The following is a 26678-nucleotide window of genomic DNA, read 5'->3' as shown; positions in this document are numbered from 1 at the left end:
CCCTACGGGCGTAGGGAAACTAATGTTAAAATATTATTTGGGAAATATACTTCCGGATCATCCCTACGGGCGTAGGGAAACTTTCATTGTGCTGAGTTGTATACCTTCATTTCGCGGATCATCCCTACGGGCGTAGGGAAACTACAATTTTCATATTTAGAAAGTAATTGATAAACGGATCATCCCTACGGGCGTAGGGAAACTTAAAACTGTTAAATCTCTATTTTTAGAAAGATCGGATCATCCCTACGGGCGTAGGGAAACTTCTAACATCTCATCTACGTCAAGCCAAATCGCCGGATCATCCCTACGGGCGTAGGGAAACTTTGATTTGGACGAAATCATAAAACAGCTGACTCGGATCATCCCTACGGGCGTAGGGAAACTAAGGACGTCCTCCGCCCGACTGGCTTTTAGATCGGATCATCCCTACGGGCGTAGGGAAACTTAGATGCGCAAAATTAATGCAAATAAAGCTCGCGGATCATCCCTACGGGCGTAGGGAAACTATTATGGCTATATGTTCAGTTATTCTTGCAACCGGATCATCCCTACGGGCGTAGGGAAACTCTCAGATTGTTCAGTGCGTCCACTCGTGTTTCCGGATCATCCCTACGGGCGTAGGGAAACTTCGTTTATTTTCCATGAAATCAACCTCGCAATCGGATCATCCCTACGGGCGTAGGGAAACTAACAAAAAAATGGAAATATAAGGGGATAAAATGGGATCATCCCTACGGGCGTAGGGAAACTTGTATGTAACAAGCCTTTTGGTTTTCCTGTTGTTGGATCATCCCTACGGGCGTAGGGAAACTAACTTGGAATTAGAAACTATGCCTTAATTCAGCGGATCATCCCTACGGGCGTAGGGAAACTGGATTTTTGCGTAAAATTTCGCATAAAAATATCGGATCATCCCTACGGGCGTAGGGAAACTTCTAGCTATACTGTCGCAGTTAATATAAATATCGGATCATCCCTACGGGCGTAGGGAAACTATTATGATAAGATTAGAGTTATCAAAATATTTTATATTTTATGTCTTATAAAATATAAATTTACGACTATTCTTTTATCAAATAGCATAGATAACCTACTTTTCATTGAATCGAATTAAAGAAAGTCCCTCAAAATCAACAATTTGCCTTCTTGCATCGCCAAAGGACACGAGTGAATAGCCTTGTTCGTTATTCATTGAATAAAGCAATACCCCACTCCCTCCTTTAGCTTCTTCTTGGCATTTGTTCCAGATATTTTCTCTTACCAAAGCTGATATTTTTCCAACAAAAACTCCAGCTTTAGGCTCAATCAACCACTTACTCAATTCACCTCGTAAACTTACAGGAACACACTCAAGAATGATCACCACCATGATTTTTGCCACCCTGAGAAATTGATTCTTCGCCTAATAAAAAACCAGGTTTTGCAGGATCGGAATCGAATGGTGAATGCTGTGAGCTATCATGATCCATGAGTTCTTGAATATCTTCAACAATTCGACTGAGAATGCGCTGATTTTTAAATTCATCTCGTAAATGAAGTCGTATATTTCTTTCATAATCTTTTGTTTTTTTAGAAATCATTTCAAATGCAATGGGAATAGTAAGTTCTGCTTTGTAAAAGTCCGCAATGTCATAAACAAATGCAAGCTGTTTTCCCGTATGAATAAAACCCAAAGCAGGTGAATATCCAAGTGCAACTATAGCTGAATGACAAACTCCATATAAACAAGAGTTTGCCACGCTCACAGCCCTGTCTACATCACTTCCTTTTTCCCAGTTTTTTCGATCGTATTTTCGACCATGCCAAGGGACATTGTATTTTTCAGAATTTAATTTATAAATTGCTCGAACACGGACTCCTTCTTTTCCTCTTAATTGCTCGATAGTAATGTCATCGGGCAAAATATCAGAAAATCTTTTATTATACATTTTCTTAGCAATTTCGACACGTGACTTATTATCAGCAAATAAAAGAGCTTGTTTAATTATACTTTCGGAAGAATTTGTTTCGCCTTTTCCAACAGCATAAAAGCGAACGCTTTCTTCACCCGTCCATGCAATTAAACATCCTGCATCACAAGTTGTTTTAATAGCAGCGTGCGTAATTTTAGTACCCGGACCAAGCATTAATAAAGTAAGAGAAGCCACAGGAATTTGCACTTTTCCGGTGTTGTCAAAAACAGCAATACTCTTATCATCTTGCTCAATTATGCCCTGCTCAATGTACAAGTAACTAAAGCTATCACGAATTTTTGGTAGAATTCTTAAATCTTTCATTTTAAATTCTTTTTATAGAAAGCATGCCAAAACCAAAACTCTTGGCTGAACCAATTCCATTTTGAATCGCATGCTTAAATAAAACGGCATCTGTTACTTTCAATGTCCCCATAAATAACACTGAATTAAAATATGAAGAAAATTTTCCTTGTAAGATGCTCTCCAATTCATGGCAGTCCTCTTTAAAGAAATCACAATTTATAATAGAAAAACCATGATTTTTTGCTTTTGAATCAAGCCATTTTTTCAGTTCTGTATAAATGATTTTATTTTTTTCTTCACAAGGTATACTTTTATCTTTTACTACACCTAAGGGTATTCTCTTACTTGTTTTACTGCCTAAAACAGGCATAGCTTTAGTTGGATTGGCACGAAGTTTAAACATAAATGTTTGCCCATTCTCAAAATTAGGCTCAAGCATTTTATATTCTATATTTGCAGTGAGATTTAAATTTTTTATTTTACTTAACAATCTTTCTTTATTTATCTCACTATTTACTTGAACTAAAATATTGGGAATACTTCTATTTAAAGAATCCATTCTCCATAATATTCTTGCATGAGAGTTTTCATCTTTTTGAGCACATTCAACCAATTGATGAATTTTATAAGGCAAATTTGCATCACCCAAAAAGTGAAAATTTGGAATAGATTGTTCAAATTTAATATTAATAAAATTTATCATATTTTGACACATCCTTATAATATTCAAAAATAGGATTAATCGCATCTTTAATTTTAGAAATATCAACCCAATCTTCTACGTAAGTTCTCTTTTCAAATTTCCGCGTATTAAATGAAATTGGAAAATCAAAATCAGAGCGCACAATATAATTATTTACTTGCATCTGCGAAGACAATTCTTTAAAGCATCGATATGTCCCTTTTTCAGAAAAAAGTTCTTCGAATGATCCTTCCTTTAAGGACTCTCCGATTAAAAATGGACTTGCAGATGGACAAGATTTTCTTCCTAAAAAAACAAGCCATTTAGGATATTTCAAAGCATGCATAATTTTTTCTAAAGCATCTTTTTCACCTTCTATAACTGCTATATAAAAGGAATTTGTAATATAATATCGAGTCGATAAATCCATATCTGTTTTAATTTTTCCACTTACATCAAGAACACCTTCAATAGTCTGATAATCTTTTTCAACATAATCTATATTCTTTAAGGAAATAGTATTAATGCGTAATTTATTTAATTGTGCAAGAGATTCTTCATCCTCTCTTTCAATACCCATTGAGCTTGCTAAAAGACCAATGATACCAGAGCGACTTGGCATGGTAGATGTGCTACGCAAAGAAAGCTTTGAATCAATACCCCATGATTGCATAGGGCCTTGCAAATTAATACATAAGCTCCATAAACTCATTTTTTAACTCCAAGCCGTTTCTTTAATAAAAAATTCACAATTTTTTGCAAAATTATTTGTAGTTACATTAATATTCATATCTTTCAACTTATCTTTAATCTCCATTTCTTCATCTAATGAATGAAAACATATTGATTTTCTTTCATCGCTCCAGTTATATAATTTATTATTTCTTCGCAAATAATCAATTAAATAAATACTAGAGTTTTCCATTAAGGACAACTTAGGATTTGTATCTTTTCTCACAGGCTTAAGAAATGAATTCACTAACGAAAAAGGTTGTCTGTGGGTTGCGCTCAATAAAATAAAATCAGGAACAGAATGAGGAGCTGTTGATGTTGCTTTTCCACTCGGTACGGCATGCACAAATGATTTAAAAAATGCATTCATTGTTTTGAGAGCCAGTTCTTTATCACCCCCTAAATTTTTTAATAATGTTTCGTATGAAACACAGGCATACCTGTAAAAACAAGGGCTGGCAAACTGAATATTACCAAGCATTGCTGCACCAGAGTCATTTTTATCATCAGACTTTATTAAATCATCTAAACCTGTAAAGAAATCATCTTCAATTAAAATTTCATTGACAGAAATAGCGTGGGCAAATTGAACTGCCGAGTCAACACTTAATTTAGCATCGGAAGCAGCCATTCTTCCAAATAAAGCAATGTCAGGCGCTAAAGTTGATGTTTTACGCTCTTTAATGAACTCAGTTGCAGCCTTCCCAGCATCAAAATCATGTTTTTTTAAAATATTTGCAGCCATTGCAATTTCAGTGCGACTGGTAAAAAAGAGGGTCATCAATCGATGCGACTCCTGTGAAGTATTTTCTTCGAGAAGTTCAAAAGTCTGATTTTCTTTTGCTTTTGATTTTTTCTTTACCGCTTCTGATTTTCCAAAACCAATTTTTTCAAGAAATTCAACAATATTTTTTGAAATCTTTTCATTTTCTAGAGAGACTTCAGTTATTTTACAAATTTCACTTAAAATAATTCGAGTTCTTATGCCAAAATCTTCTTTAAATTCATTATAAAAATCTTGATGATTGCGAATAGCTCTTTTCCAACATTGGGAAGAAACACGTTGCCTATTGTATCCGCCAAAATTAATTGTTTTTAACATATTATTATCATCACGATTCAAATTGACTGTGCTAAAAGATTGCAAAACAGAAATTTCAAAAAACATTATTTACTCCTTTTTTTTCTTATCATTTTTAGATGGTAAATTTAAACTATTATAAAACTCGACAGCCCATTTGTATTGGATTCTCTCATATTTATTTTTATACTCATATTTATTTTTATCCCAATAATAAATATCTAAATATAATTCGCACCAATTTATTTTATACATATCAAAATTACTATTCATAATCGAAATGAGAGAATGCAATCCAATAGATAAATGTTCTCGAGGTGTGTGAAGTAAATTAAGAAACCTCCTTTCAATTGAATTATAATTTTCACTATTTGGGGTTTCGAGCATTTTTCCAAGGGCTACGGGAAAATTTTCTTTTTTTTCGGCTTTTGAATAACCAAGTGAAGCTTGAATAGGACATAAAATCATTAAGGTATCTTGCAAAATATTTTCATTGAATTGAATATTTTTTTGATTTAAATCGAGTGCAATATTTTTGCGAACCAGCGCAAAATAAATTAAATGGAAACGATCTACACGATTACGAGCCGATTTTATTTTTGCAATAAGTTCTTTTGAAAGTGCTGATCTATCTTCTTCTCTTTCTATGAGTAAATCATCAATTGCTTTTGAAATTCCATAAAAATAATTTGATAACTCATCTGAATTACTGTGTGATTTTATGCTCATTTTTATGACCCTTATATAGTAAACCTAATAATTTATACTTTAAAACTCCATCGCTTATTGATTGAATAAATTTTTCCTTTGCTTTATCACACGCTTTATAAACTTCGCTATTAAACTCTTTTTTTAAATATTCTTCATTATAATTTTCAGAAATTTTAAAAATTAGATTATGTAAAAAATAAGAGCCCATTCTATTCCAGTAAACGTTAAGAGCTTCAGAGTGATTTAATAAATTAAAAAAATCATCTTTTGAAAACACTTCGGAAAATGCTTCTTTGAATGACGATTTAAGGCCAAATTCAATATTATGTATTTTTTCAATATAGCTTTCTAAGTCTTGCTTCTTTTCTGTTTCAAGTAGTTTTTTTGAAAACTCAAAATGCGAACGCATACTGCCAAAGGCCTTAGCTTGATCAGAATAAATTCCCAGAACTTCTAGTTTTATTTTTTCTTCAATACAATCAGGCGAAGATTTATTTAAAGTGAACCAATGCAAAATATTGTGTAGATCACGCCAAACTGCTTTATTTTGATCTGCCTTTAAATTATAAATTTCTTGTTTCTTTTTATTTTCTGCATAAATTAAAAATGGATAAAGTGTGTCTATGTTTTCACTTTTGAAAATTCCTTGAGCACGCTTAATACGCATAACTGTGGGCTGTGCTCCCGAATAATCCCATTCGAGTTGAAAAATACGTTCAAAACCAAATTTTTCACAGGTTGAGTGTGAGTCTAAAAAGTTTTTATATTTTTCTATCTGCGAAAGACCGTGATCAGAACACTCCCAAATAGGTGGAATAGAAAATTTATTTTCTTCTCCTTCCATATTGCTTCTATAGCTTTCGGTACATTCAAAATAATAAGCCGCATTGCTATAAATTGTTTTTTGTAAGTTAGACATAACAAAAAAAACAGACAGAGGTCTTGTGGCAATTGAGTCAACATAATTGTTCTTTTCGCCTTTCAGACCGCCACCCAAACCACCAAAACCAAATAAATGACCTTGCAGTAAGGCAAAAAGAACTTCGCTCACATTTAAATTTTTTGGATATAAATCACTATTTTTGGTAAAATGACTGCCATTGTTTCCACTTTCCATTTCAAGTAAAAGAGTCGCAATAGAATTAAAATCTTTTTCACCGAGTTTTTTATGATCTGGCTGTTGTAAGAAAAAATGATCGGGACCTGCCAATTGAAAATGTTTTTCGTATTGATCTAAATAAGGCACTAAGTTTTTAAAAAATACTTTGGGATCGTCATCAATTTTTTTAAATTTCCGTGCATAGGAGATTGCAGTGAAATTCATAAAATGCTGAAGAGAAATTCTATTAGGAATGCTGTCTAAATTATAGTCTACATAATTTTCACAATTTATTAAAAAATCTCTCAAATGAACGGTTTTTTTATTCCCAGATAAATCTATTACGGGAATCCATGCCACTTCTGTAAATATATTACTTTTAATTTCTGTATGCATATATTATATTCCAATTTTTGAAATCAATAAAATAAAAAAGCATAAGCCTCATTAAGCTAGCATTTTTTTTTAAGTACGCAAATATTTTTATCATAAATTTAATATTTTAATATTTTATTTTTCAAAAAATATTACAAATTTACAAATCTAAAACCAAGATGAGCACAGTATCTTAATTCCTTTTTTTCTGTTTTTTTGAATGCATAAACTCCATTCCAATTTAAGAAAATACCTTCATAATATCTTAAATTATCTGAATTTTTAACCACATTAAAAAACTCTAAAAGATCCCCTTTTGCAATATTGTTATAGACATAACCAGGAATTGTAATTTGTGTTTGAATAATTCTTTTGAGATTATTTCTATCTGAATCTAAAATATTTTTAATTTTAAATAAATTATTTTTTTCATCAATATAACATATATTATTTTCGCTTTTCACAAGAAAAATAAGTTGATTAGAAGAATCAAATAAACGAGTTTGAGATTTTATATCAAAATCAAATTGCCTTTCTTTAGTTAAATCGGGAAACCAGTTTGTTTTTTTATTATAATTTCTTGGCAGATTTAATAATACTTTAGCTGCACCTGATATTTTATCCAGTGAATCTGTTTCTAATTTTCTTTTTTCTTTAGTCAATCTCTCACACTCAATAGAATTAGATTCTTCACTATACACTTTATATATTAAATTCTCTAAATCAAAAATATCATCTATTAAATTATTATCTTTTAAAAACTCCTTAATAACAATGAAAGTTTTTAATAAAATATATTCAAAATAAACTTTTTTGCTACCTTGACAAAGCTTAAATTGAGGTAAATGATCTTCAGCACAATTCTCATAAAAAACACCAAATGAACTTGGTTTAAAGTCATTTCCCATTTCAAGATCCCAACGACATCTCCTATAATGACGTCCCATTCTTTGCAAAAGCAAATCAATTGGACATAAAAAAGAATACATATAATCAAAATCTATATCTAAACTTTGTTCAATGACCTGAGTAGAAATAATAATTTTAAAAAGTGGTCTTAAACTTTCTTCACCTTTTATAAATTTTTTAAACTCATCTTTACCCAATCGTGTTTTAATAAATTCTTCTTTTTCAAGACGTAAAGCCATGCTGAAGCGTGCATGAAAAAGAAGTATATTTTCATTTTTAATGCCTTTTTCTTCAAATGCTAAATAGACTTCTTGAGCTGTTTTTACAGTATTACAAACAATCCCCACCACACCAAAATAAGAACCATCTGAGGACTTGCTTAAATTATTTAAAACTTGCTCTACAATATCTAAAAAATTATTAATTTTTATTAGCTTTACAGGTGTTTTCTTAGATTTTAAATCATTTGGACTTGAAACTTTCTCTTGAAATGAGTCTACACAGTTTTTTGAAACCATCGTAATTCTAGGAAAACCAAAATTTAATGTTGATGTTTTTAAACCTGAATAAGCATTTAAGAATTTTTCACGTTTGCTCTTTGGCAGAGTTGCGGACAATAAAATAACTTGGCAATTATGTAAAGAAAGCCATTCTAAAAGATTGCAAATAAGTTTGTCCATATAGGCATCATAAGCATGAATTTCATCTAAAATAATCGTCTTGCCTGCGAGGGCAAAATGCTTTACAAAATAATGCTTTTCTTTTTTTAAAATACTTCTAAGCACTTGATCAATAGTACCCACAGCAAATTCTGCTAATAAACCAGTACGAGAAGAGGCATGCCAAGAACTTGTCACAATACCAGAAAGATCTTCTTTAAAATAATCATCATCGTAATCACTTTCATACACTTCTTCACAAGAATTATTTAAATTTGATTTTTGAATTTCATCATTATTCAAGCTCAATAAAGTATCTAAATAAACATCGTTCCATTTTTTATTTGCATGCATCAACTGATTTTGGACTGTTATATTTTTTTCTCCAAAAAAATAATTTAGAATAGAATTAATACGTCCATACATTTGATTGCTCGTTGCTTGAGTGGGTAAAGCAAAATATAAACCTCTACTTTGCTTTGAAAAAGGGGACATTAAAAAAGAAAGGGCTGCTTCGGTTTTTCCCATTCCCATTGGGGCTTCTAATATAACAAGAGAAGGGTTCTTTGCTTTTTCAACAAATTTTAAAACATCTTCTTGAAAAGATCGGGGTGAAAAATGAAATATGTCTTTAAAATCAGAAAATGTGAAATATTTCGAATTTTGATTTCCCCAAAAAATATTACCCGAAAGAACTGCACTTGCTTGCCTTCGCTTACAATGGAAATACTCAATGAGTCCATTATAATCACAAGGAGTTGAACAATAATTAAAATAATCTTCGTTTGATGCAATCCAATCTGCAGCACAAGCAAAACCTGCAAATTGTAAATCATTTTGGTATTTAATTTCATCGCTATCTGAAATATTTTCTAATATAAAACTCTCAAGCTTTAATTCTTCACCAACAATAATATTCCAAACATTTTCCATGACACTCATTCTTAAGCTTTGCCACTCATCGTCTCCAAAACTTCTCTGAGTAAATTCATAGAAGCTAAAATTATTCCACTTCTCGAACTTTTCTGTAGGTATTCCATTTAATTTATCATGATGGTGACCTGCTGCAATTGCAAAACGAATAGGATAAGATTTATAGTTCAACAGCGGGTTTATTGAAAAAAAATAATCTAAAAGTGTATAAGAGCTTATATAGCCATGGCAAATTCTTTTTTCAATATGAAAGCCTCGTTCAATTTGTTGCCAAAATTGAGTTTTCCCTTTCCACTGTTGTAAAGAAATATGATCTTTATTTTTTATTCCAATTAGGGATTGAAATACAGGAGAAAGCTTCCCTAAATCATGGATTGCTACAAAAAAAGAAAGAATTTTTTGACATGTATTTTGCGAATATATTTTAAGAAAAGAACCACATATACTTTCAATCATTCGAGGTTCGCGGTTTAAGATCTCATATGCACAAGCCCCTGCATCTAAAAGATGATAAATAACGGAATGAAATTCATTTAAAATTTTCCCTTTTTTTTCTTTGTCATTTTTCTCTCTTTTTATTTTTGCCCAACCTAAAAAGATTTCTCTATTAATTTCATCAGAATTTGTTAAAGACATGACGACCTCACTTTTTTAGATGTTTGAAGGTATAAAATAAGTATTTTTTTAATTTATACAATAATTTTATAAGTAAATCAGTATTTTTAAAATATTACATTAAATCAAATTTTTTTTATTGACAAATTTTTTTAAAAAATTTAATAATCAAATTGGTAAATGATATAGAGCCATATAATATTATTTATGAATTCAATTTTTTGTTATTCTAATCTACTCAATTTTTTAAGTTTATTTTAAATATGTAAATAAATATTGCTATTAAATAAATCTACTCTAATTAAGATACAGTAACTTATTAAACTATAATCAAAGTCAAAAATAACCATAGTACTCAGCAATAAGAGCTTTTATCAAGGTGTAAAAAATGATTAATAATATAGAACTTGAATTACTAAGTGAAGCTTATTTAATTGGTAAAACTTTAAATAAAACTCCACTTTCTTTCAACGATCCTGATCAATTTATCAGCATCATTTCGGATGATTACTATAATACCATTATTTGCCCTATTCATTTCAAAAAATGTTTTATGTTTCAAATTTCAAATGGATGGCGCGCATTGCGCATTAAAAGCACATTCGATTTCTCTCACTCAGAGATCTTAGTCTCAATTTTATTACCCCTTTCAAAAGAAGAAATCAGCGTTTTTATTACATCAACTTTTGAGACTGATTATATTCTCATAAAAGAATTTATGCTTGATAAAGCTCTTAAAGCACTAAATGAAGCCGGTCATTCTATTATTCCAGTTTGAAGAGATTCAGGAATGTTTTCAAGCTCATTTGCTTCTTCAACAAGCATTCTATTGCGTGCATCCAATGGTTCACGTAATAGAACTCTTTGTAACCTTTTTGCTTCAGCTGCAAGAGCAGGATCAAATTCCCCTAAACGCCCACAGCTTTGTAAGAAGGTAGAAAAGCGGAAAAGAACATTCATACAATCGCCTGCTGAAAAATATTTAGAGGAATGTTCTTCGACTAAATCTTCCCACTGTGTTTTTGGGTTTAACCAATGTTTAATAAGCGATGCTGCCCCTAAATTAAATTCCCGAAAGACAAGTTCATTTCCTTCTTGAATTTCTTCTCCACGCCTTGCTTTCACTTCATCATATAATTCAGGGAAAAGTGCACATGGATAATATTTTTCAATTAGAGAAGGAATTTTTAAATCATTTAAAAAAGCCATATCAGCAAAAGTATCTGGTATTTCTTTAAAATGAGCCGCACCAAATGCTGCCATTGCTTGAATATAATCTAAAAAAGTATCTTTATTTAAATATCCTTGAGCTAACCAATTTGCAATTATGAGGCCACCTGCTTGCGGAAAGTGACGGGCTAAATTACCCATTTCAGTAGGAACAGAATCATTTAATGCACCCACATCCTGTAAATGTGTGACAATTTTATTGAGCATACTGTTACGAGCTGTACCCATCATAGTGTGGCAAACTTTTTTTGCTGGGCAGCGATTGCAAGCAATATCAGATCGATTTTTCCCTTTTTGGAATTTTTTATATGTCTGTGGAATATCGGTGCAAGCAATATTTTCAAATCCACTTTTACGATATAAAGCTCCCGAAAGAAGATCATGGTCTGCAACAAGTACTTGTGAAGAATCTTTGCCAATCATAAAAAAAGATTTTTGATAAAAATTTGATAAATAAGCTATGCTTTGGTGCTGTCCTAAAATACCAATCACAGTTGTAGGATCAAATTTAAGTGAACTGCGACACAATTCTCGTTCTCTTGGCCGTTGTTCAGCATATCGCCCTGCATGAAACCAAAGAGAAAACCCTTGCTTATCATGCCCACGTCGTCCAGCTCTGCCAAGCATCTGCATTATTTCGGTATTAGAGTAACGAGTTTCTCCACTTTCGCTTGGTCGAGACTCATCTGATATAAATGCACTGCGCACAGCAAAATTAACGCCCAAACTGATTCCCATTGTTCCACAACAAATTCTTAAAAGACCTTCCTTTAATAAAGATTCAATTGCCACACGGCCAGGAGGAATCATTCCACTGTGATGATAAGCAATCCCATAGCGGGTGATGAGTCTTTGCAATTCAGGGGGTACATATTCAAAGCCAGATAGTGTTTTCAAACGTTCCCTTAATTTTTCAGCTTCGGGCCCCTCATAAGATTGTCGCAATTGTTTAGAAAAATTAAGGGCAATCCCTTCGACATCTGCTCTGCGTCCTGCATATATGACAATTGGCCCCATATTTAATTCAAGTGCTTGCAATATAGGCTGCGCAAAAGAATTATAAACATCACGTCCACGAAAGCGGCGTGTGTCCTTACGAAACTGTTTTGCTGCTTTAGAAAGTATTGCAAATTCTTCATTGCTTAATTTTAAATCTTCTGCAAACAGCCAGCCAAATTTTGTATAAACCATATGTACCAAAGGCACAGGTCTTTTTGTAACTTTAATAACGGCTGTTTCTTTGCCAGTTAATCCTGTTATCCATTGTGCAAACTCATCACTATTTGGCACACTTGCAGATAATAAAACCAATTGACTGTCTTTAGGAGTTAAAATAAGTGATTCTTCCCAAGCACTCCCCCGACTTTCATCTTGTAAAAAATGATATTCATCATAGACAACCACACGTCTATTCATATTAGGTTCTATTCCTAATAAACTGTTCCGATAGGTTTCTAGTGTTGCTAAAATGATGGGGGCACTTAAATTTTCTTTAAAGTCGCCCGTATTGATTCCAACTTTTTCACGCCCATATTTTTCGCTAAATTCACGATATTTATCGTTACTTAAACTTTTTACTGGACTTGTATAAATAAGTCTCCCACCTTCTTTCATACGATATTCAAGAAGTGCCTCAATAACTCTTGTTTTTCCAGCTGAAGTAGGGGCATCTACAATGACGTGTTTGCCTGCAAGAAGTGCTTCAAGAGCTTGATATTGCCAATCATCCAGCATCAAGCCACCTGGTGTTATTTTGGCATTTAAGGGTGATTTTTCTTTTACAAGTAACGATTTTTCAGAATAATTATTCGGAATATTTTTTAAACTTTCCACTTCACGCTTATGTTTTGCTAAAGCAAAGCCTCGAGTGGGTGCAGTGATTTCTTCTTTTGAAATCTCAATTGTTTTATTTATCTGCTCTTTTTGAGCTGCTTTAATATATGATTTATTGGGAGAAAAACGAGGTAAAAGTTTAGAATTTGTCTCTCTCTCTTTTGAGAGTTCTTGTGAGCTTTCTCCATGCGAGGTTAAAGCAAGTCCTAAATCGACTGCACTTATTTTACCTTCAACCAATTGCTGAATTTTCTTTTTTGCATTTTCAGCAAATTTTTTAAGGTTTTCTTCACCTTTTTTTGCAATTAAGAGAGAATCGAATTCAAATTGAGGATCTTTGTGAGCTTGAGGGTGCCAATTTTTCCGTTGGAAATTTTTTTGTGAAGAAAAGTTTCTTTGATCTTGTGGGCTTTTTTTATTTTGGGAGTTTCTCCCTCCGAAAGTTTTTTCTTTTACATTTCTTGGTGTTGATTCAGCGTCTCGGTTTTGGGAGCGTTCCACTCCAAAGCTCTTGTGCGAACGACTTTTTTTCTTCAAAATTTCCTCCAGTTATAACCTTCTAAAATCATCAAAGAGGTGAACAATTTTTCAGTTCATCTTTGTATGAATATACAAGCATTTTCTATAATCATCTATAGGAAATAGAGCAAGTAAAAATATACCAGAGGATCATTTGGCAAATCCAAATTACGCTCAATTTTTAAACATTTCTAAAAAATTTTTAATTTGAAAAAATAAAAATACTAATTGACTAAATTTGATATTTTTATTATTTGTAAAAAAATACTAAAATATTTTTTTACGTTTTTGAAAAAAACTAATTTTTGTAATATCTTATAAGACTCTTTTAAAATATTTTTAACCAAAGCATTCCACAACTTGATAAAAAAATTAAAATCATTATAATAATTTTATGAATTGAACGAATCAATTCATTATAAATAACTTAAGTATTAATAATTTAGACTTACATAGTCACAATTATTTTTATATAAATTTTTATTCTCAAATTGAAACTATTGCTATAATTAAACCGTTTAACAAATAATATAATAAATTTATAATTTGTTGTTTTTGATATGGATTTACTATGAAAACGATTAGATGCTCGATAAAACAAGTTTTAAATGGAAGAAAATTAATTGGAAAAACTAAAGAAACAGCAATTCAAGAGTGCCTGAATGAAGTTCATGAAAAAATTTATAAAAAAAGTATCAATCCAATTAATATAAAATTATGCTTAAAAATTTGTTTATGCCTTGAAAACGACTCTAAACAAATATTCAGTCAAAATTTTCTTGATAATATTGGAGAGCTCAATAAAAATCAAAACTTTATTTTTAGAAAAGTTTTGCCAAGAAGTATCCAAAAATTTATTGCATATTTGTATATTTCATTCGAATCAAATCAAAAAAAATTTATTGGACAAAATAAATCATATATCGATCCACAAACTCTAAATATAGAGGCATTTAAAATATGGTTTATGTCAAAATTAAATATAAATGAATCAACTTATATCTATATTATCGAAAAGGACTATATTAAAGATATTTTTCATGAAACTTCTAAAAAAATACAATTAGGCAGCACACCCAATAAAAAAGTTTCACGCATTGTTGTCTTTGGTGACAGTCTTTCTGATGCAGGTCTTATGTACTCATCGGCTTTAGGAAAAGTTTTTCTTAAATTGAATGAATTTAACAAAAATATTAAAATTTTAAATAATTCTCCGCACGGACGTTTTACAAATGGTTACGTTTGGTGCGACATTATTCCAGCTTATCTGCTTTTTATGGCTGAAAATAAAAAAGAAAATAAATATTATACATACGAAGATATTTTGACTCACAGATTAAATAAAAATAGAGTGGATCAGTTTTTATTAAATTATGCTAAGGGAGGTTCTACTGCGGGCAATTATTCTCTGTTTACAAATATTTCAAGTCTACAGTGCAAAACAATTGTTTTAGGCATGATCTTAGATTGTCTTGAAAATCAGGTAGATCGGCACTTAAAAGAACATACGAATATAGCAAATAATTTAAATATTATTTGGGCTGGACCAAATGACCTTGTCACTTTAGGCTGGGAAAATATAAAAGGCATTGAATGCGCGCAAAAAGGAATATTTAATACAATTAATAAACTTAAAGCATATGGAGCAAAAAATTTTTTACTCATAAATATGCCTGATATTTATATTTCTCCTCAGTTTCAATCTGCCTCCCAAGAAACTCGAAATCATATTTCTTGTTTGGTCGATAAATTTAATGCAGATCTTGAAAAAAAATCTAAAAAAGAAAATATTAAACTTTTTGATATTCGCCATGTCATTCGTGATTTATCTAAAAATAATTTTAAATATTATGAGTATGAAGGTTTTCGCTACGATATTAATTTAACAAACACACATGAAGGTATTGCTTTGGTAGATGAAATTAAAAAGAATGAAAGATATATGTATTTTGACGATTTGCATCCATCCTCAGTCACACATGGTTTACTTGGCTTTGTTATCGCTAAATATATTTTAAATAACTTTGAATTTAAACAAGAGAGAACCCTGCCTATACAGAGAAGTCATTCGTGTCAATTTTAAAATAAAATAACTTTGAAGAGCATGATGCTTTTAAAAAGAAATACTTAATCCTCCGCATTTTAAATACGAAGGATTAAGTTTATAATATTTGTAAAAAATTAATTGTTTATTCTACAAAATTTAATCGACTCTAGCATTGTATCTTTTATGAATTCTTCATTATCTAGTAGCTCAAGACTGATATTATTTTTAAGCATCTCTCTTGGATAACAAGGAATAGGGTTATTTGACAAATCGAGATTTACTAAAGAAACAAGATTATCAAAAAAACCATCTGGCAGAGAACTCAAATTATTGTTTTTTATATTGAGGAAAACTAAATTAGGATTTTCTTGAAAAATACGACTTTGTAGCTCACTAATTTTGTTTCCAAATATACCTATATTAACAAGTTCTTTATTGTTGTAAAAAGCATTCTCAGGAATTTGAGAAATTTGATTGTCATTAATTTCAAAGCTTACCAATTTTGTGAAATTATTTAATTCTAAAGGGAAGATTTTAAATTTATTATCAGATAATTCAATTGACTCAAGATTGACAACCTTGCTAAAGACTCCAGGCTCTAAATATTCAAGTTCATTCTCATATAAAGAAATCCAATTTAAATTTGGATTGTGATCAAAAACACCTAATGGAAGACTCGAAATTTTATTTTTCATCAGCCAAAGAATTTCTAATTGACTCAATTTATTGAAAGTTTCTTTTGGAATATGAGTAAGATTATTTTCACTTAAGATAATCCATTTTAAATTTGTTAGTTTATCAAATATTCCAATTGGTAAATGTGATATTTTATTTTTCACTAAGTTAAGAGTCGTTAAATTTATAAAACCTGTTAACAGACTGAGATCTGAAATATTCATGTCTTTTAAATTTAAGTCTTGAATTTCATTTGGATCAATTATGCAGGTTGAAGAAATATTTCTTGCAATATTAAAGATTTCAGAATTTTGCTCCGAATTCAAACACCACTCTTTAAATGTATGGTTTAAAAGCACGTTAAATGTGCTCACTCGAGCTCCATTGGAAGCAAAAATATCATATTGACAACTTGTCGCTTTTTCTAATTTGATATCTTTAATTTCAGGAATAATCTTATCATTAAGCAATTTAAAATGCACTTGCTTACAAGCCTGTTCGGAATTTACACTGGGAGCTATTTTAAAATTTGAACTTATTATGTCATTTTCACTTAGATTTGAAAATAAAACTTGAATTTCAAAATCTGAAAAATCGTTTAAATCTTCTGTTACTCCCGCAGTCGTAGAATTCCCTTCACGTGTAAGAGCTGACTTGGCACTTTTTACGCCATTTATATCTTTGACAACATATAAATTGCTATCATACTCTTTTAAAAAAATTTTATTCTCAGGAACATCTTCTTGATGTGACTTATCACTTTCAGTTAAATTTTTATTTAATAAAATATGATTTTCATTTATCTGTTCCGCATTTGTAGAGTTTGAAATACTTAATAATGGAAACATAAGTGCTGCAATTTTAAAACTATTGATTTTCAAAGCAAAATATCCTTATAAAACTATGTAATAACTATTAACTTTTAGAACATTTATGAATTATACGATAAATAAATTATTTTCAATGACAAAAGCTATGAATATAAATAATTGATCAAATTAAAACTTAAGTGATTTTCGGATGATATATTTTATTATAAAAAAAAGAGTGATTTTGATTTCCAAAATCACTTTACAGAATGGTTTAAACTTCTATTAAACAACAAATAAGCAAAAAACTCTATTAAAACTCTATTAAAAATTTATTTCAGTAGCTTTTATTTCCTTTGGTCCATATAATTTTTTTGAAATGAATGAACTTAAATATAATGAAATTTTATGGCAGGTCGATTTTACGAGGATTTTATTGCTATAAGATATTTTTAGAGTTTTTTTCATAAGAAAGAGTGGCCTTAATCTTTAAAGGTTAATGATATAAAATCTTTATATCATTTCTAAATAAAGATCAAATATTTTTCTTACCATATTTTTAAGTCAAAAACAGGTTTAAAAGAGAGCTTATTATGAGCTGCACATTGGAATGCTTCAGAAAATTGTGGCATCCTCCTCACACCTAAATCCACTCGATAAACAGCTCTAGCATGCATATCTGCTGGGATTAATTTATTTTCATAGCTTACAATGAGAGGCATTTCAGCATGCCTCTTAGTCGTACAAAAATTCTTTGCATAAGAGATAAAAAATTCTTTTTCATTATTATTTGTCCCTATTTTACTATTTTTTGAATTTTCTTCCATTTCATTTTGTGCTAAAAGAGAATCCTCATAGCTAAGCTGCATAGCAACAAGATCAGAAAAATTTTCAGAAAATGTGTATTCACCATATGTCAATCCAAAAAAATTCGGCAAAAAATTTTTACTTTCTTCTAAGTCATTAAATTCTTCTCTTAAACTTTTAAAAATATAACTCCACTGAGGACTTCCAATGAATGGATTCAATAGAATATGCCCAAGCTCATGTGCAATGATATGAGACACTGAGTTTATATTTGTTTTATTTGAATGGGATGTATTAAGTAATTGAACGACACTTAATCCAATAAATACTTTTTTATCTTTTTCATGGGCAATGTTATAAAAATAGTCATTTAGAGAGTTTAAAACTTCATAATCAATTTTTATATTTTCATTATTTGCATCCTCTTCTTGCAATTTTGGCTGCTGAATAATAAGTTGACTCTCATTCATTTCAGCAATCGCTTTATTTTTAATACTTTCATCAATTAAGTCACTTTTTTGTACATTTTGAATGAGATTAAATTTTAGACGATTAAATATTTCATTTGCTTTTTTTTCATGATCCAAAAAATTTGGAATAAATAAATTTATATTTTTTGCATATAAATTTTGTAAATATCTTGCTTCTGCAGCGCCTTGACAAAGATTTAAGTTATTATTTTCTGCTTCAAGACATTGGTCTTTAAATTTATTAAAATTGCTTCGAATTTCTTCAGGAACTCCTAATTCAGATTTTATATTTTTAACATGCAACCTGAAAATATCTGCAAAAATAAAGCCCTGCTTGTCATTGCTAAAAGGGTATCTTTCTCTTGTATTTGAACAGACATATTCATAAAAATGATCACATGGATTTATATTAAAGTTTAATGGGGAATCATCAGATTGACTCCGATTACATGCATTTATATTTATAAAAAACAATAAACTTAGTATAATTTTTGAAGTGATATTCATTTTTAATTCTCCAAAATGGATGGCAAAAAAGAGCCCTGCGAAAAGAGTTGTTCAATAAGAAATTTTATAAATTTATGTGTTTTTATAGAAAATAATGAGAAATAAAAGAAATTTCTTTATAAATGAAAAAAGAGATTTCTTAAGGCGAAGATAACTCAATTACAACCAACGTTGCAAGAAAATAAATAATTTTTTTAATTTTATTAAACTCTTTCAATCACCATTGCAATACCTTCTCCACCACCAATACATAAAGTAGCAAGACCATATTTCTTTTTTTGTTGAATAAGTGAATGTACAAGAGTCGTTAAAATACGCGCTCCACTGGCTCCAATAGGATGGCCAATGGCACAAGCTCCTCCATTCGGATTAACTTTTTCATGTGGAATTTCTAACTTACGCATTGCTGCCATAGCAACCAGAGAAAAAGCTTCATTTATTTCATAAATATCTATATCTTGAGAGGTTAATTTTGCTTTAATTAATACCTTTTGTATTGCAGCAATTGGAGCCGTTGTAAACCATTTAGGTTCTTGTGCGTGACCAGCCCAACCGATAATTTTAGCAAGAGGTTTTAAATTGTATTTTTTAACGGCATCCTCAGAAGCTAATACGAGGGCAGCTGCACCATCATTTATTTTAGATGCATTTGCAGCAGTAATTGTCCCATCTTTTTCAAAGGCAGGTTTTAAATTTTTCATTTTAGCAAGATCGGCCGCTTTAGGTTCTTCATCTTCAGTCACTTCAGTTGTTACCTTAAAAGAGGTAACGGTAACAGGAGCAATTTCATTTTGAAATAAACCTTGATCCATAGCATTGCGTGCACGTTTATAACTTTCAAGAGCGAATTCATCTTGTTCTTCACGGGAAATTTTATATTCTTTTGCACAAACTTCTGCACAATTCCCCATATGCAAATTATTATAGGGATCCCATAATCCATCTTGAATCATAGAATCAATAATTTCTTTATTTCCCATGCGTAAACCATCTCGTGCATTTGGCAAAATATAAGGAGCATTGCTCATGCTTTCTTGCCCCCCTGCAATAACAAGATGGGAGTCACCAACCATAATAGATTGAGCACCAAGCACAACAGCCTTTAAACCACTGCCACACACTTTGCCCACAGTTAAAGCCTGAACGGAATCGGGTAAACCTGAATAAATAGCTGCTTGCCGAGCAGGAGATTGCCCTACTCCTGCAGTTAAAACTTCACCCATAATGATTTCGTCAAAATGAGTGTTGCTCACGCCACTTGCTTCAACGGCTGCCTTGACAGCACAAGCACCTAAACGAGAAGCTGACACCGATTTTAATGCGCCTTGAAATCGACCAACGGGAGTTCTTTTTGCAGATACGATATAAACATTTTTCATTTTAACCCTCTATTTTCTGCTTGAAGCCATTGTTAAAATACAGTTGTACTCATGTTGAGTCACTGGCAAGATAGAAAGTCTCTGTCCTTTACGCAAGAGTAGCATCTCTTTTAATTCTTTTTTTTCCCGTAATTCGACTAAAGAAACAAAGCGATTGAGTTTTTGGGGTTTGCCTACAGTTACAGCAAACCACCGTGGTTGCTCTTGAGTTGCTTTTGGATCGTAATATTCTGAATTTGGATCAAGTGCAGTGACATCGGGTTTTGCTTCTTCAATAACTTCACAGAGCCCCGCAATTCCAGTTGGACTTGCATTTGAATGATAAAATAAAACTTTATCTCCCACTTGCATATCTTTCATCATGAAGTTTCTTGCTTGATAATTACGAACTCCATCCCACTGCTCTTTTTGATTTTTTCTTTTCTCAAGATCTGAAAAAGAAAAGACATCTGGCTCAGATTTCATAAGCCAGATGCGTGTATTTCGATTATTTTTTAAATTTAAATCCATGCCGTTACTTTATTATATTACCAATTGCAGAATGATTAAAACTCGACATTATTTTTAAATTTGCTACACTTTGAATCCGCTTTTCTGCAAAACGTTTCGCTGCTTCTTGTGTTGTCAAACTTAATTTGTCCGCCTCAATAAAAATAGATTCTAAAGTATTTGCAATTCTTGCAACTTCGGACTCTACTTTTTCAAGATTATACCCTGTGAGCTCATTTGCAACATTAATAAGTCCACCAGCATTAATGACATAATCTGGTGCATAAAGAATTTTATTATCTTTTAGATTTTTTGCATGCTTTTCTTCATCTTCAAGTTGGTTATTTGCGCAGCCAGCAACAACTTTTGCTTTAAGTCTTCCTATTGTTGAAGAATTTAAAATCGAACCACGCGCACAAGGTGCATAAACGTCAACATCCAATGAATAAAGCTCAGCTTCAGTTACAATTGTTGCATTATACAATGAATGCGCTTGTTTTAATTTATTGTCATCAATGTCCGTAATAAAAAGTTTAGCACCTTTTTCGTGCAACATTTTACATAAATGTTTTCCAACAGCACCAATTCCTTGCACTGCTATTTTAACTCCCTGTAAATCATTTTTACCAATTCTATATTTTATCGAAGCTTCTATTCCATAAAGAACACCTTTAGCAGTCATTATACTAGGATCACCACTGCCTCCAAATCCTGCAGACACTCCTGTCACATAACGGGTTTCCAAGCGAATGTAATCCATATTTGCAACATTTGTATTCATATCTTCCGCTGTGATATATCGCCCATTTAATGATTCAACAAAACGACCATATGAACGAAACATAGCCTCAGATTTTTGGTTAGGATCCGCAATAATAACGGCCTTCCCCCCTCCTAAGGCAAGTCCTGCACAAGCTGCTTTATATGTCATACCTCGACTTAACCTAAGGACATCATTCAATGCCTCATCTTCTTTTTCATATGGTAAAAGCCGAGTCCCTCCGAGAGCTGGCCCTAAAGTCGTGTTATGAATGGCAATAATTGCTTTTAAACCTGACTCCTTATCACTGCAATAAACAACTTGTTCATGCCCCATACTCTCAATCTGTGAAAATAACTTCATTTTTGTCTCCTCTAAGAAAAATGTAAGTCGATTTAGTGTCTAAATATCTAATATTATTTAAAATAATATCTAACTAACGTGCCCTCCCTATAGGATTGCTATTTGCTTTTCATAATTGTAATTAATACATCTCACTATTAACTAAAATATTACGAAAAAACAAGTTGGATGCTATCAATAAAAAATCCTTTAATTATAGCATATATAAATTCTCTGTTTTGTCGGATTTAGCGAATAAAAATAGAGGTTTATTTTTGTACTTGTTATTATTACGCAATTATGATATGATTTTAAGAGTACGATTTTATGGGGTTTTTATGAAATTCATTTCGAACGGCACAAGCCTCCTCCCTGCTAGCCCTGGACCGGCCTAAATATTCTTAGCCTGTCCCTAAATAAGCGCGACAGGAAAAATTAATTTATAAAATTAAATTTTTAACTCAGATCATTATAATATTTATTAAGATAATTAATAAATAAAATATAAAAGATCTCAATATAATAACAAAGGGGGACTGCTATGTATGCAGTCACTAATCAAAATAAAAATAAAATATTTGTTGTGATTGCAGTTGCTTTTGCGATGTTTGTTGATGCTATGAGCTATGGTATAGTTGTTCCTCTTCTTCCAGTTTACGCAGATAAAATACTCAATCTTTCAAATACAATGACAAGTTTATTCGTTGCTATATATGCTGTAGGACTTTTAATAAGCGTTCCATTTGTTAATTTATTGACGCAAAAAATTGGAAATAAATTGACGCTCATTTTGGGTGGCTTTCTCCTTTTCTTCAGTTTAATTCTTTTTCCTTTTGGCAACAGTATTGAAATTCTCTTTTTCGCTCGTTTCTTACAAGGTGCTTCGGCGGCAATCACTTGGACTGCGGGTCTGAGTTTAGTTGCTCAAAATGTCCACCCTCAAAAAAGATCCACTGCCCTTGGAACAGTCATGGTTGGAGTTTCTGTTGGCCACCTTTTAGGAGCTCCTTTTGCTGGATTTTTATATGAATTTGGTGGGATTCTCCTCCCCTTTTTAGGCGTTTCCATATTTGCTTTACTCAGCTTATCTCTCTTTTTTATGTTAAAAGACAAAAATGAAGTTATTGTAGACATCAATAAGTATAATAATTTTGATTTCTTTAAATTGATTGCAAAAAATAATATTCTTTTCGGATTGTGCGGAGTTGTTCTTATTGAATCTTTTATGATTTCAATGCTTGAACCCACCCTAGCACTTTATGCTTCTCGTCAATTTAACGCTTCGAGCGTTACAATAGGGCTTTTATTTGGTGTTCAAGTTTTAACCCTTGGTCTTTTTTCACCTATTGTTGGAAAACTTGCAGATAAATACGGCAAATTAAAAATGATTGTCATTGGTATGTTTTCCTGCGGAGTGATCTTCTTAAGCATAGCATCAACTCAATCAATTTTTTCAATCTTTTTCTTAATGAGTTTACTCGGAGTTTCTTCTGCCTTTTTTATGAGCCCCGTTCTTTCTGCATTTGCTGATGAAATTGATAAATCTGAGATGAAAGGCCTTTATCATATAGCCTATGGTATCTTTAATTTAATTTACTCTTTGGGTATGATTCTTGGACCCACTGCAGGTGGATTTATGACAGAAATTTGGTCAGAAAATGCAAGCTTTGCAGTTATCGGAGTTATTCTTCTTACCACTGTTCCCTTATTTATCTTTAGCATTTCTCTTAAGAAGAAGACTTACACTGCTCAACCTTCTGCCAAAGCTCCTGTTCATCTCGCGGAGAAGTCTCAAAGCAAAATTCAAGATTTTTCACCAATTGCTTAATATCTCCTCCTGCATTTTTAAATGCAATTTCAAAAGGCTCTTGTTTTGACTCATATACAGAATATGACAAAATAAGAGCATTATTTATTTTACCTGCCTTAAATGAATTTTCATAGACTGTGCCAAGTTCAACTCCATTCATAAATTTTTTATATTCTTCTGCTATATTATTAAACATCATTTCCCGTTGTGCTAAAAATATTTTTTCGCTCTCGTGATCTGAGTTTTTTGAAGATTCAGCATAAAAGAATTCAAGATCTTTTTTTATTTTATTTAAAAATTCTTGGAATTTTTTTTGCGCTATTTGCGTTTTTTTAAATTCATTTTCATAAAATTGAGGGTTCTCGCCTATTTCAGGATATTTTTTTAGAAATAAAACCGTCGATTTCTTTGCAACGAAATCTGCTAAGTTTTCATTGAATGCATAGTAATTTGGAATATAAATAGTCCTATGCAATGATTCATGAATTATTGTTTCTATAAATTGTGGTATTGTAGAGTTATCTACAATAGAAGAATATAAAGGATCAGGATAATACCCCAACAATGAAAAAGCAGTGACACCACCCGAGACAGTGTCATAGCCCTCATCAATAAGAGCTTTTTGCTTTTCAAGCGCTGATTCTTTATTAAAGTAACCAAGATATGGTTGAGAACCAACAAAAGGAAACCACCATGTTTTTAGTTCTAAAGAGCGTTTTTGTGCTGCCTGTACCACCCAAGACACGTAGGGTGTCTCAAGTGCAATGTACTTTTGATAACTGTTTCCTGGTGCTAAACCAATGTCATTCTTTGCAAATTCCAAAATTGTTTGCACGCATTTTAATTTACTCAATCGTTCTTTTGGTTCTTTATTTTCTTTTATGACATCTTCAATAGCTTCTTGCTTCATTAATAATTTAATTTGACCATACCCTTGGCTCAAAGAATAACAGCCTGTAAATAAAATAGAAGTTGCAAAAGTTAAGACAATTTTCAATTTAATATTTCCCTTTATTCATTACTGAGAGTTAGCCATATGCTTTGAAAATTCGGATTGAATAATTTTATCTGGATAACGTACAATTCGCACAATATCACTTTTTTCTATTTTATCGAAACCTGATATAATTTCCCCTAGGCTTTCTCTCTCATTTACACTTTTTATTTTTAACACTGCGACGGCTTTATCTGGGGGAGCAAATGCCGTTTTAGCAACATAAGCGACAAACATATCTCCAACTGAAATATTAAAATTTTTCCCAAGATTGAGAGTTGCTTCAAGTTTATTCTTTTTCAAAATTGAACCTTCTAAAGGAAGATCGGCACTTAAACTCGTAAACATCTTCGCCGCTGTTTTTTCAGCATCTATCGTATTAAAATTGATTCTTCTTTCCGAAATAAATCTACCCATTTTATCGTATACTTTTCCTTCTATAGAAAAAGATTTATTATCGTTATCTTCAACTAATTGTATCTGCATTAACATGTCAAGCTCTGCAACAAAGGGGGCGTTTTTCCAACCAGCTTTGGCCATTTCTACAGGGGAGAAATTCAATGAGTTTGCCAATTTTTGCACATCTTCAGAAATAATTCCTCGCATAAAAGTTTCATTCATAAATCTAGAAAAGAACTCTCTACGAATTCTTCTCCATAGCATATTAGTTTGCAAAGAACCAACCAAAGGAGGCTCAATAAGACCTACAGATGGTTTATAAGGCGTTAATGAAGAAACAAAAATAATTGGTATTTGATTTAAAAGATTATGAAATTCAATCGTCTTTTTTAAAAAAGACGAGTCAAATTTTTCTGGAATTGAATTCTTTTGCACAACACTCATATTTGATTTATCATCTAGAGCCTTTGCTAACGAAACAAAGCCCAAAACACCAGATTGATCGACTTTAAGAGAATTTAAATGCAATTCCGTTTTGTCCATTCCTCTCCCCATTCCATACGCAAAAGATTGCAATAAAAACTCTGAACTTTTTCCAGAAAGCATATCAATTTTTAGTTTTTGCCTTCCACTCCCTGATGAAATTGGTTTCGCTACAGTTAAATAGGAATTCTTTTTAATATATAGAATATCTCCTCTGCGCTGCTTTGGCATAGGTATAAGCAAATAACCTTTGATATCAGTAGATCCTACATATGTAACGTTTTGCGTTGCATTGCGACCTAAATATATTTGTACATTGTCAAGTGGTTTTCCATCAAAATAAACTTCAACACCAATTGAATCTTCAAATAAAATATTTTTATTTTCGGTTATGGTATGTATTTCGGGTGAGCTGTTTTCATTTTCTTTTATCTCGGTAATAATTTGTTTATTTTTATTATTTATCATGGAATTAAATATATTTGGATTAATAGCTTCAGGCAATAAATTACTTTCAAATTGGTTAATGGAAATACTTTGACTGACTGGATCTTCAGGAAAATCAAGCAGTGTCTCTTTTTGAGACCTTTTCTCATCAAGATCCATTTGATTTACAACTTTTTTCTGCTCTTGGAATTTAATTGCTCTTAATTGAAAAGTGATCTCCATATCCTGCTCTTGCCACCAAGAAGGTGTTTTAAAATATTTAATTTCTGGTAAATAAAGGGTTTCTAAATTTTCATTCTGAGCAACTATTTTAAATTCTTTAATTTGTGAATAGTCAATTTCCAAAACAACTTTTCCAGAAGAATCTGTTTGGGAAGTTTTGAGTTTTTCATCCTTAATTTGCTTATCAGAAGATCTATATAAAGTGACATCCGACTGGCCCAATTTTTGTCCATTGCTTAGCACTGTAACAAAAATCATTCCTTTACGTTCAAAATGACAAGAGCAAATAATCGAAAAAATCAATAAAAATGAAATCAACCTCACCATTTTTCACCTTTACAACTACATTAAATGACAATTCTTAAAAGCCTCTCCTCAGATTTTAAATTTTGTCTTTTT

At 31.4% G+C, this 26678-nt stretch carries 19 protein-coding genes and 1 CRISPR repeat array (1 of these 20 only partly in view); of the genes, 3 read left to right on the top strand and 16 right to left on the bottom strand.

The features are described 5' to 3' along the window. Positions 1-998: a CRISPR direct-repeat array (repeat unit 29 nt; unit sequence CGGATCATCCCTACGGGCGTAGGGAAACT); it reaches 4714 nt to the left of the window's first position. A gap of 95 nt (positions 999-1093) precedes the next feature. From cas2e to cas3, 8 genes are all read right to left on the bottom strand, one after another. After that, the gene (gene cas2e / locus GCL57_RS06350; RefSeq protein WP_152212505.1) at positions 1094-1372 is read right to left on the bottom strand and encodes a type I-E CRISPR-associated endoribonuclease Cas2e; all 279 of its coding nucleotides are present in this window, start codon (positions 1370-1372) and stop codon (positions 1094-1096) included. Continuing rightward, positions 1353-2279 (bottom strand): type I-E CRISPR-associated endonuclease Cas1e, encoded by a 927-nt coding sequence (gene cas1e / locus GCL57_RS06345; RefSeq protein WP_152212504.1) that lies wholly within the window; start codon positions 2277-2279, stop codon positions 1353-1355. The genes cas2e and cas1e overlap by 20 nt, the downstream gene beginning before the upstream one ends. Before the next feature lies 1 nt (position 2280). Further along, positions 2281-2964, bottom strand: coding sequence for a type I-E CRISPR-associated protein Cas6/Cse3/CasE (gene cas6e, locus GCL57_RS06340; RefSeq protein ID WP_161597630.1), 684 nt, complete (start codon positions 2962-2964; stop codon positions 2281-2283). Continuing rightward, positions 2948-3655, bottom strand: a complete 708-nt coding sequence (cas5e, locus tag GCL57_RS06335) for a type I-E CRISPR-associated protein Cas5/CasD (RefSeq protein WP_152212502.1) — start codon at positions 3653-3655, stop codon at positions 2948-2950. The genes cas6e and cas5e overlap by 17 nt, the downstream gene beginning before the upstream one ends. Positions 3656-3658: 3 nt before the next feature. After that, entirely contained in the window at positions 3659-4843 is a 1185-nt protein-coding gene (cas7e, locus tag GCL57_RS06330; protein WP_152212501.1) for a type I-E CRISPR-associated protein Cas7/Cse4/CasC, read from the bottom strand. Between the two features lie 3 nt (positions 4844-4846). Next, complete coding sequence (gene casB / locus GCL57_RS06325; RefSeq protein ID WP_152212500.1) at positions 4847-5485, bottom strand: type I-E CRISPR-associated protein Cse2/CasB; 639 nt, start codon at positions 5483-5485, stop codon at positions 4847-4849. Next, positions 5463-6962: a type I-E CRISPR-associated protein Cse1/CasA gene (locus tag GCL57_RS06320; RefSeq protein WP_152212499.1), complete on the bottom strand. Its 1500-nt coding sequence runs from the start codon at positions 6960-6962 to the stop codon at positions 5463-5465. Before GCL57_RS06320 ends, casB begins: the two co-directional genes overlap by 23 nt. Before the next feature lie 131 nt (positions 6963-7093). Then, complete coding sequence (gene cas3 / locus GCL57_RS06315; protein ID WP_152212498.1) at positions 7094-10078, bottom strand: CRISPR-associated helicase Cas3'; 2985 nt, start codon at positions 10076-10078, stop codon at positions 7094-7096. Between the two features lie 367 nt (positions 10079-10445). On the opposite strand from cas3, the gene GCL57_RS06310 reads away from it, so the two are divergent. Continuing rightward, positions 10446-10835: an ACT domain-containing protein gene (locus tag GCL57_RS06310; RefSeq protein ID WP_152212497.1), complete on the top strand. Its 390-nt coding sequence runs from the start codon at positions 10446-10448 to the stop codon at positions 10833-10835. Here the strand turns inward: GCL57_RS06310 and GCL57_RS06305 are convergent. Further along, the gene (locus GCL57_RS06305; RefSeq protein ID WP_152212496.1) at positions 10814-13657 is read right to left on the bottom strand and encodes a DEAD/DEAH box helicase; all 2844 of its coding nucleotides are present in this window, start codon (positions 13655-13657) and stop codon (positions 10814-10816) included. The two genes, GCL57_RS06310 and GCL57_RS06305, sit on opposite strands and share 22 nt — an antisense overlap. 553 nt (positions 13658-14210) lie before the next feature. Between GCL57_RS06305 and GCL57_RS06300 the strand changes: the two genes are divergently transcribed. Beyond that, positions 14211-15722: an SGNH/GDSL hydrolase family protein gene (locus tag GCL57_RS06300; protein ID WP_152212495.1), complete on the top strand. Its 1512-nt coding sequence runs from the start codon at positions 14211-14213 to the stop codon at positions 15720-15722. 98 nt (positions 15723-15820) lie between these two features. On the opposite strand, the gene GCL57_RS06295 is transcribed toward GCL57_RS06300, so the two are convergent. The 5 genes from GCL57_RS06295 to GCL57_RS06275 all read right to left on the bottom strand — a co-directional run bounded on the left by GCL57_RS06295 (position 15821) and on the right by GCL57_RS06275 (position 21945). Then, the gene (locus GCL57_RS06295) at positions 15821-17242 is read right to left on the bottom strand and encodes a leucine-rich repeat domain-containing protein (RefSeq protein WP_152212494.1); all 1422 of its coding nucleotides are present in this window, start codon (positions 17240-17242) and stop codon (positions 15821-15823) included. A 476-nt stretch (positions 17243-17718) separates the two neighbouring features. Beyond that, positions 17719-18954: a M13-type metalloendopeptidase gene (locus tag GCL57_RS06290; RefSeq protein ID WP_152212493.1), complete on the bottom strand. Its 1236-nt coding sequence runs from the start codon at positions 18952-18954 to the stop codon at positions 17719-17721. A 203-nt stretch (positions 18955-19157) separates the two neighbouring features. Beyond that, positions 19158-20333 carry a thiolase family protein gene (locus GCL57_RS06285; RefSeq protein ID WP_152212492.1) on the bottom strand — a complete coding sequence of 392 codons (1176 nt, stop codon included), beginning with the start codon at positions 20331-20333 and terminating at the stop codon, positions 19158-19160. 9 nt (positions 20334-20342) lie between these two features. Continuing rightward, entirely contained in the window at positions 20343-20843 is a 501-nt protein-coding gene (locus tag GCL57_RS06280) for an EVE domain-containing protein (RefSeq protein ID WP_152212491.1), read from the bottom strand. 4 nt (positions 20844-20847) lie between these two features. Next, a complete protein-coding gene (locus GCL57_RS06275; RefSeq protein ID WP_152212490.1) occupies positions 20848-21945 on the bottom strand; it encodes a Glu/Leu/Phe/Val family dehydrogenase in 1098 nt (365 codons plus the stop codon). 520 nt (positions 21946-22465) lie between these two features. Here GCL57_RS06275 and GCL57_RS06270 point away from each other — a divergent pair. Further along, positions 22466-23752, top strand: coding sequence for an MFS transporter (locus GCL57_RS06270; RefSeq protein WP_152212489.1), 1287 nt, complete (start codon positions 22466-22468; stop codon positions 23750-23752). On the opposite strand, the gene GCL57_RS06265 is transcribed toward GCL57_RS06270, so the two are convergent. Beyond that, complete coding sequence (locus GCL57_RS06265; protein WP_152212488.1) at positions 23652-24731, bottom strand: aminopeptidase; 1080 nt, start codon at positions 24729-24731, stop codon at positions 23652-23654. The genes GCL57_RS06270 and GCL57_RS06265 overlap by 101 nt on opposite strands. A gap of 21 nt (positions 24732-24752) precedes the next feature. Next, on the bottom strand, positions 24753-26606 hold the full coding sequence (locus GCL57_RS06260; RefSeq protein ID WP_152212487.1) for a hypothetical protein: 1854 nt from the start codon (positions 26604-26606) through the stop codon (positions 24753-24755). Between the last annotated feature and the right edge of the window lie 72 nt (positions 26607-26678).

It is taken from the genome of Fluviispira multicolorata (assembly GCF_009208585.1).
GTDB lineage: Bacteria > Bdellovibrionota_B > Oligoflexia > Silvanigrellales > Silvanigrellaceae > Silvanigrella > Silvanigrella multicolorata.
The sequence above is the reverse complement of the archived record's forward strand: the minus strand, read 5'-3'. Positions and strand labels throughout refer to the sequence as shown.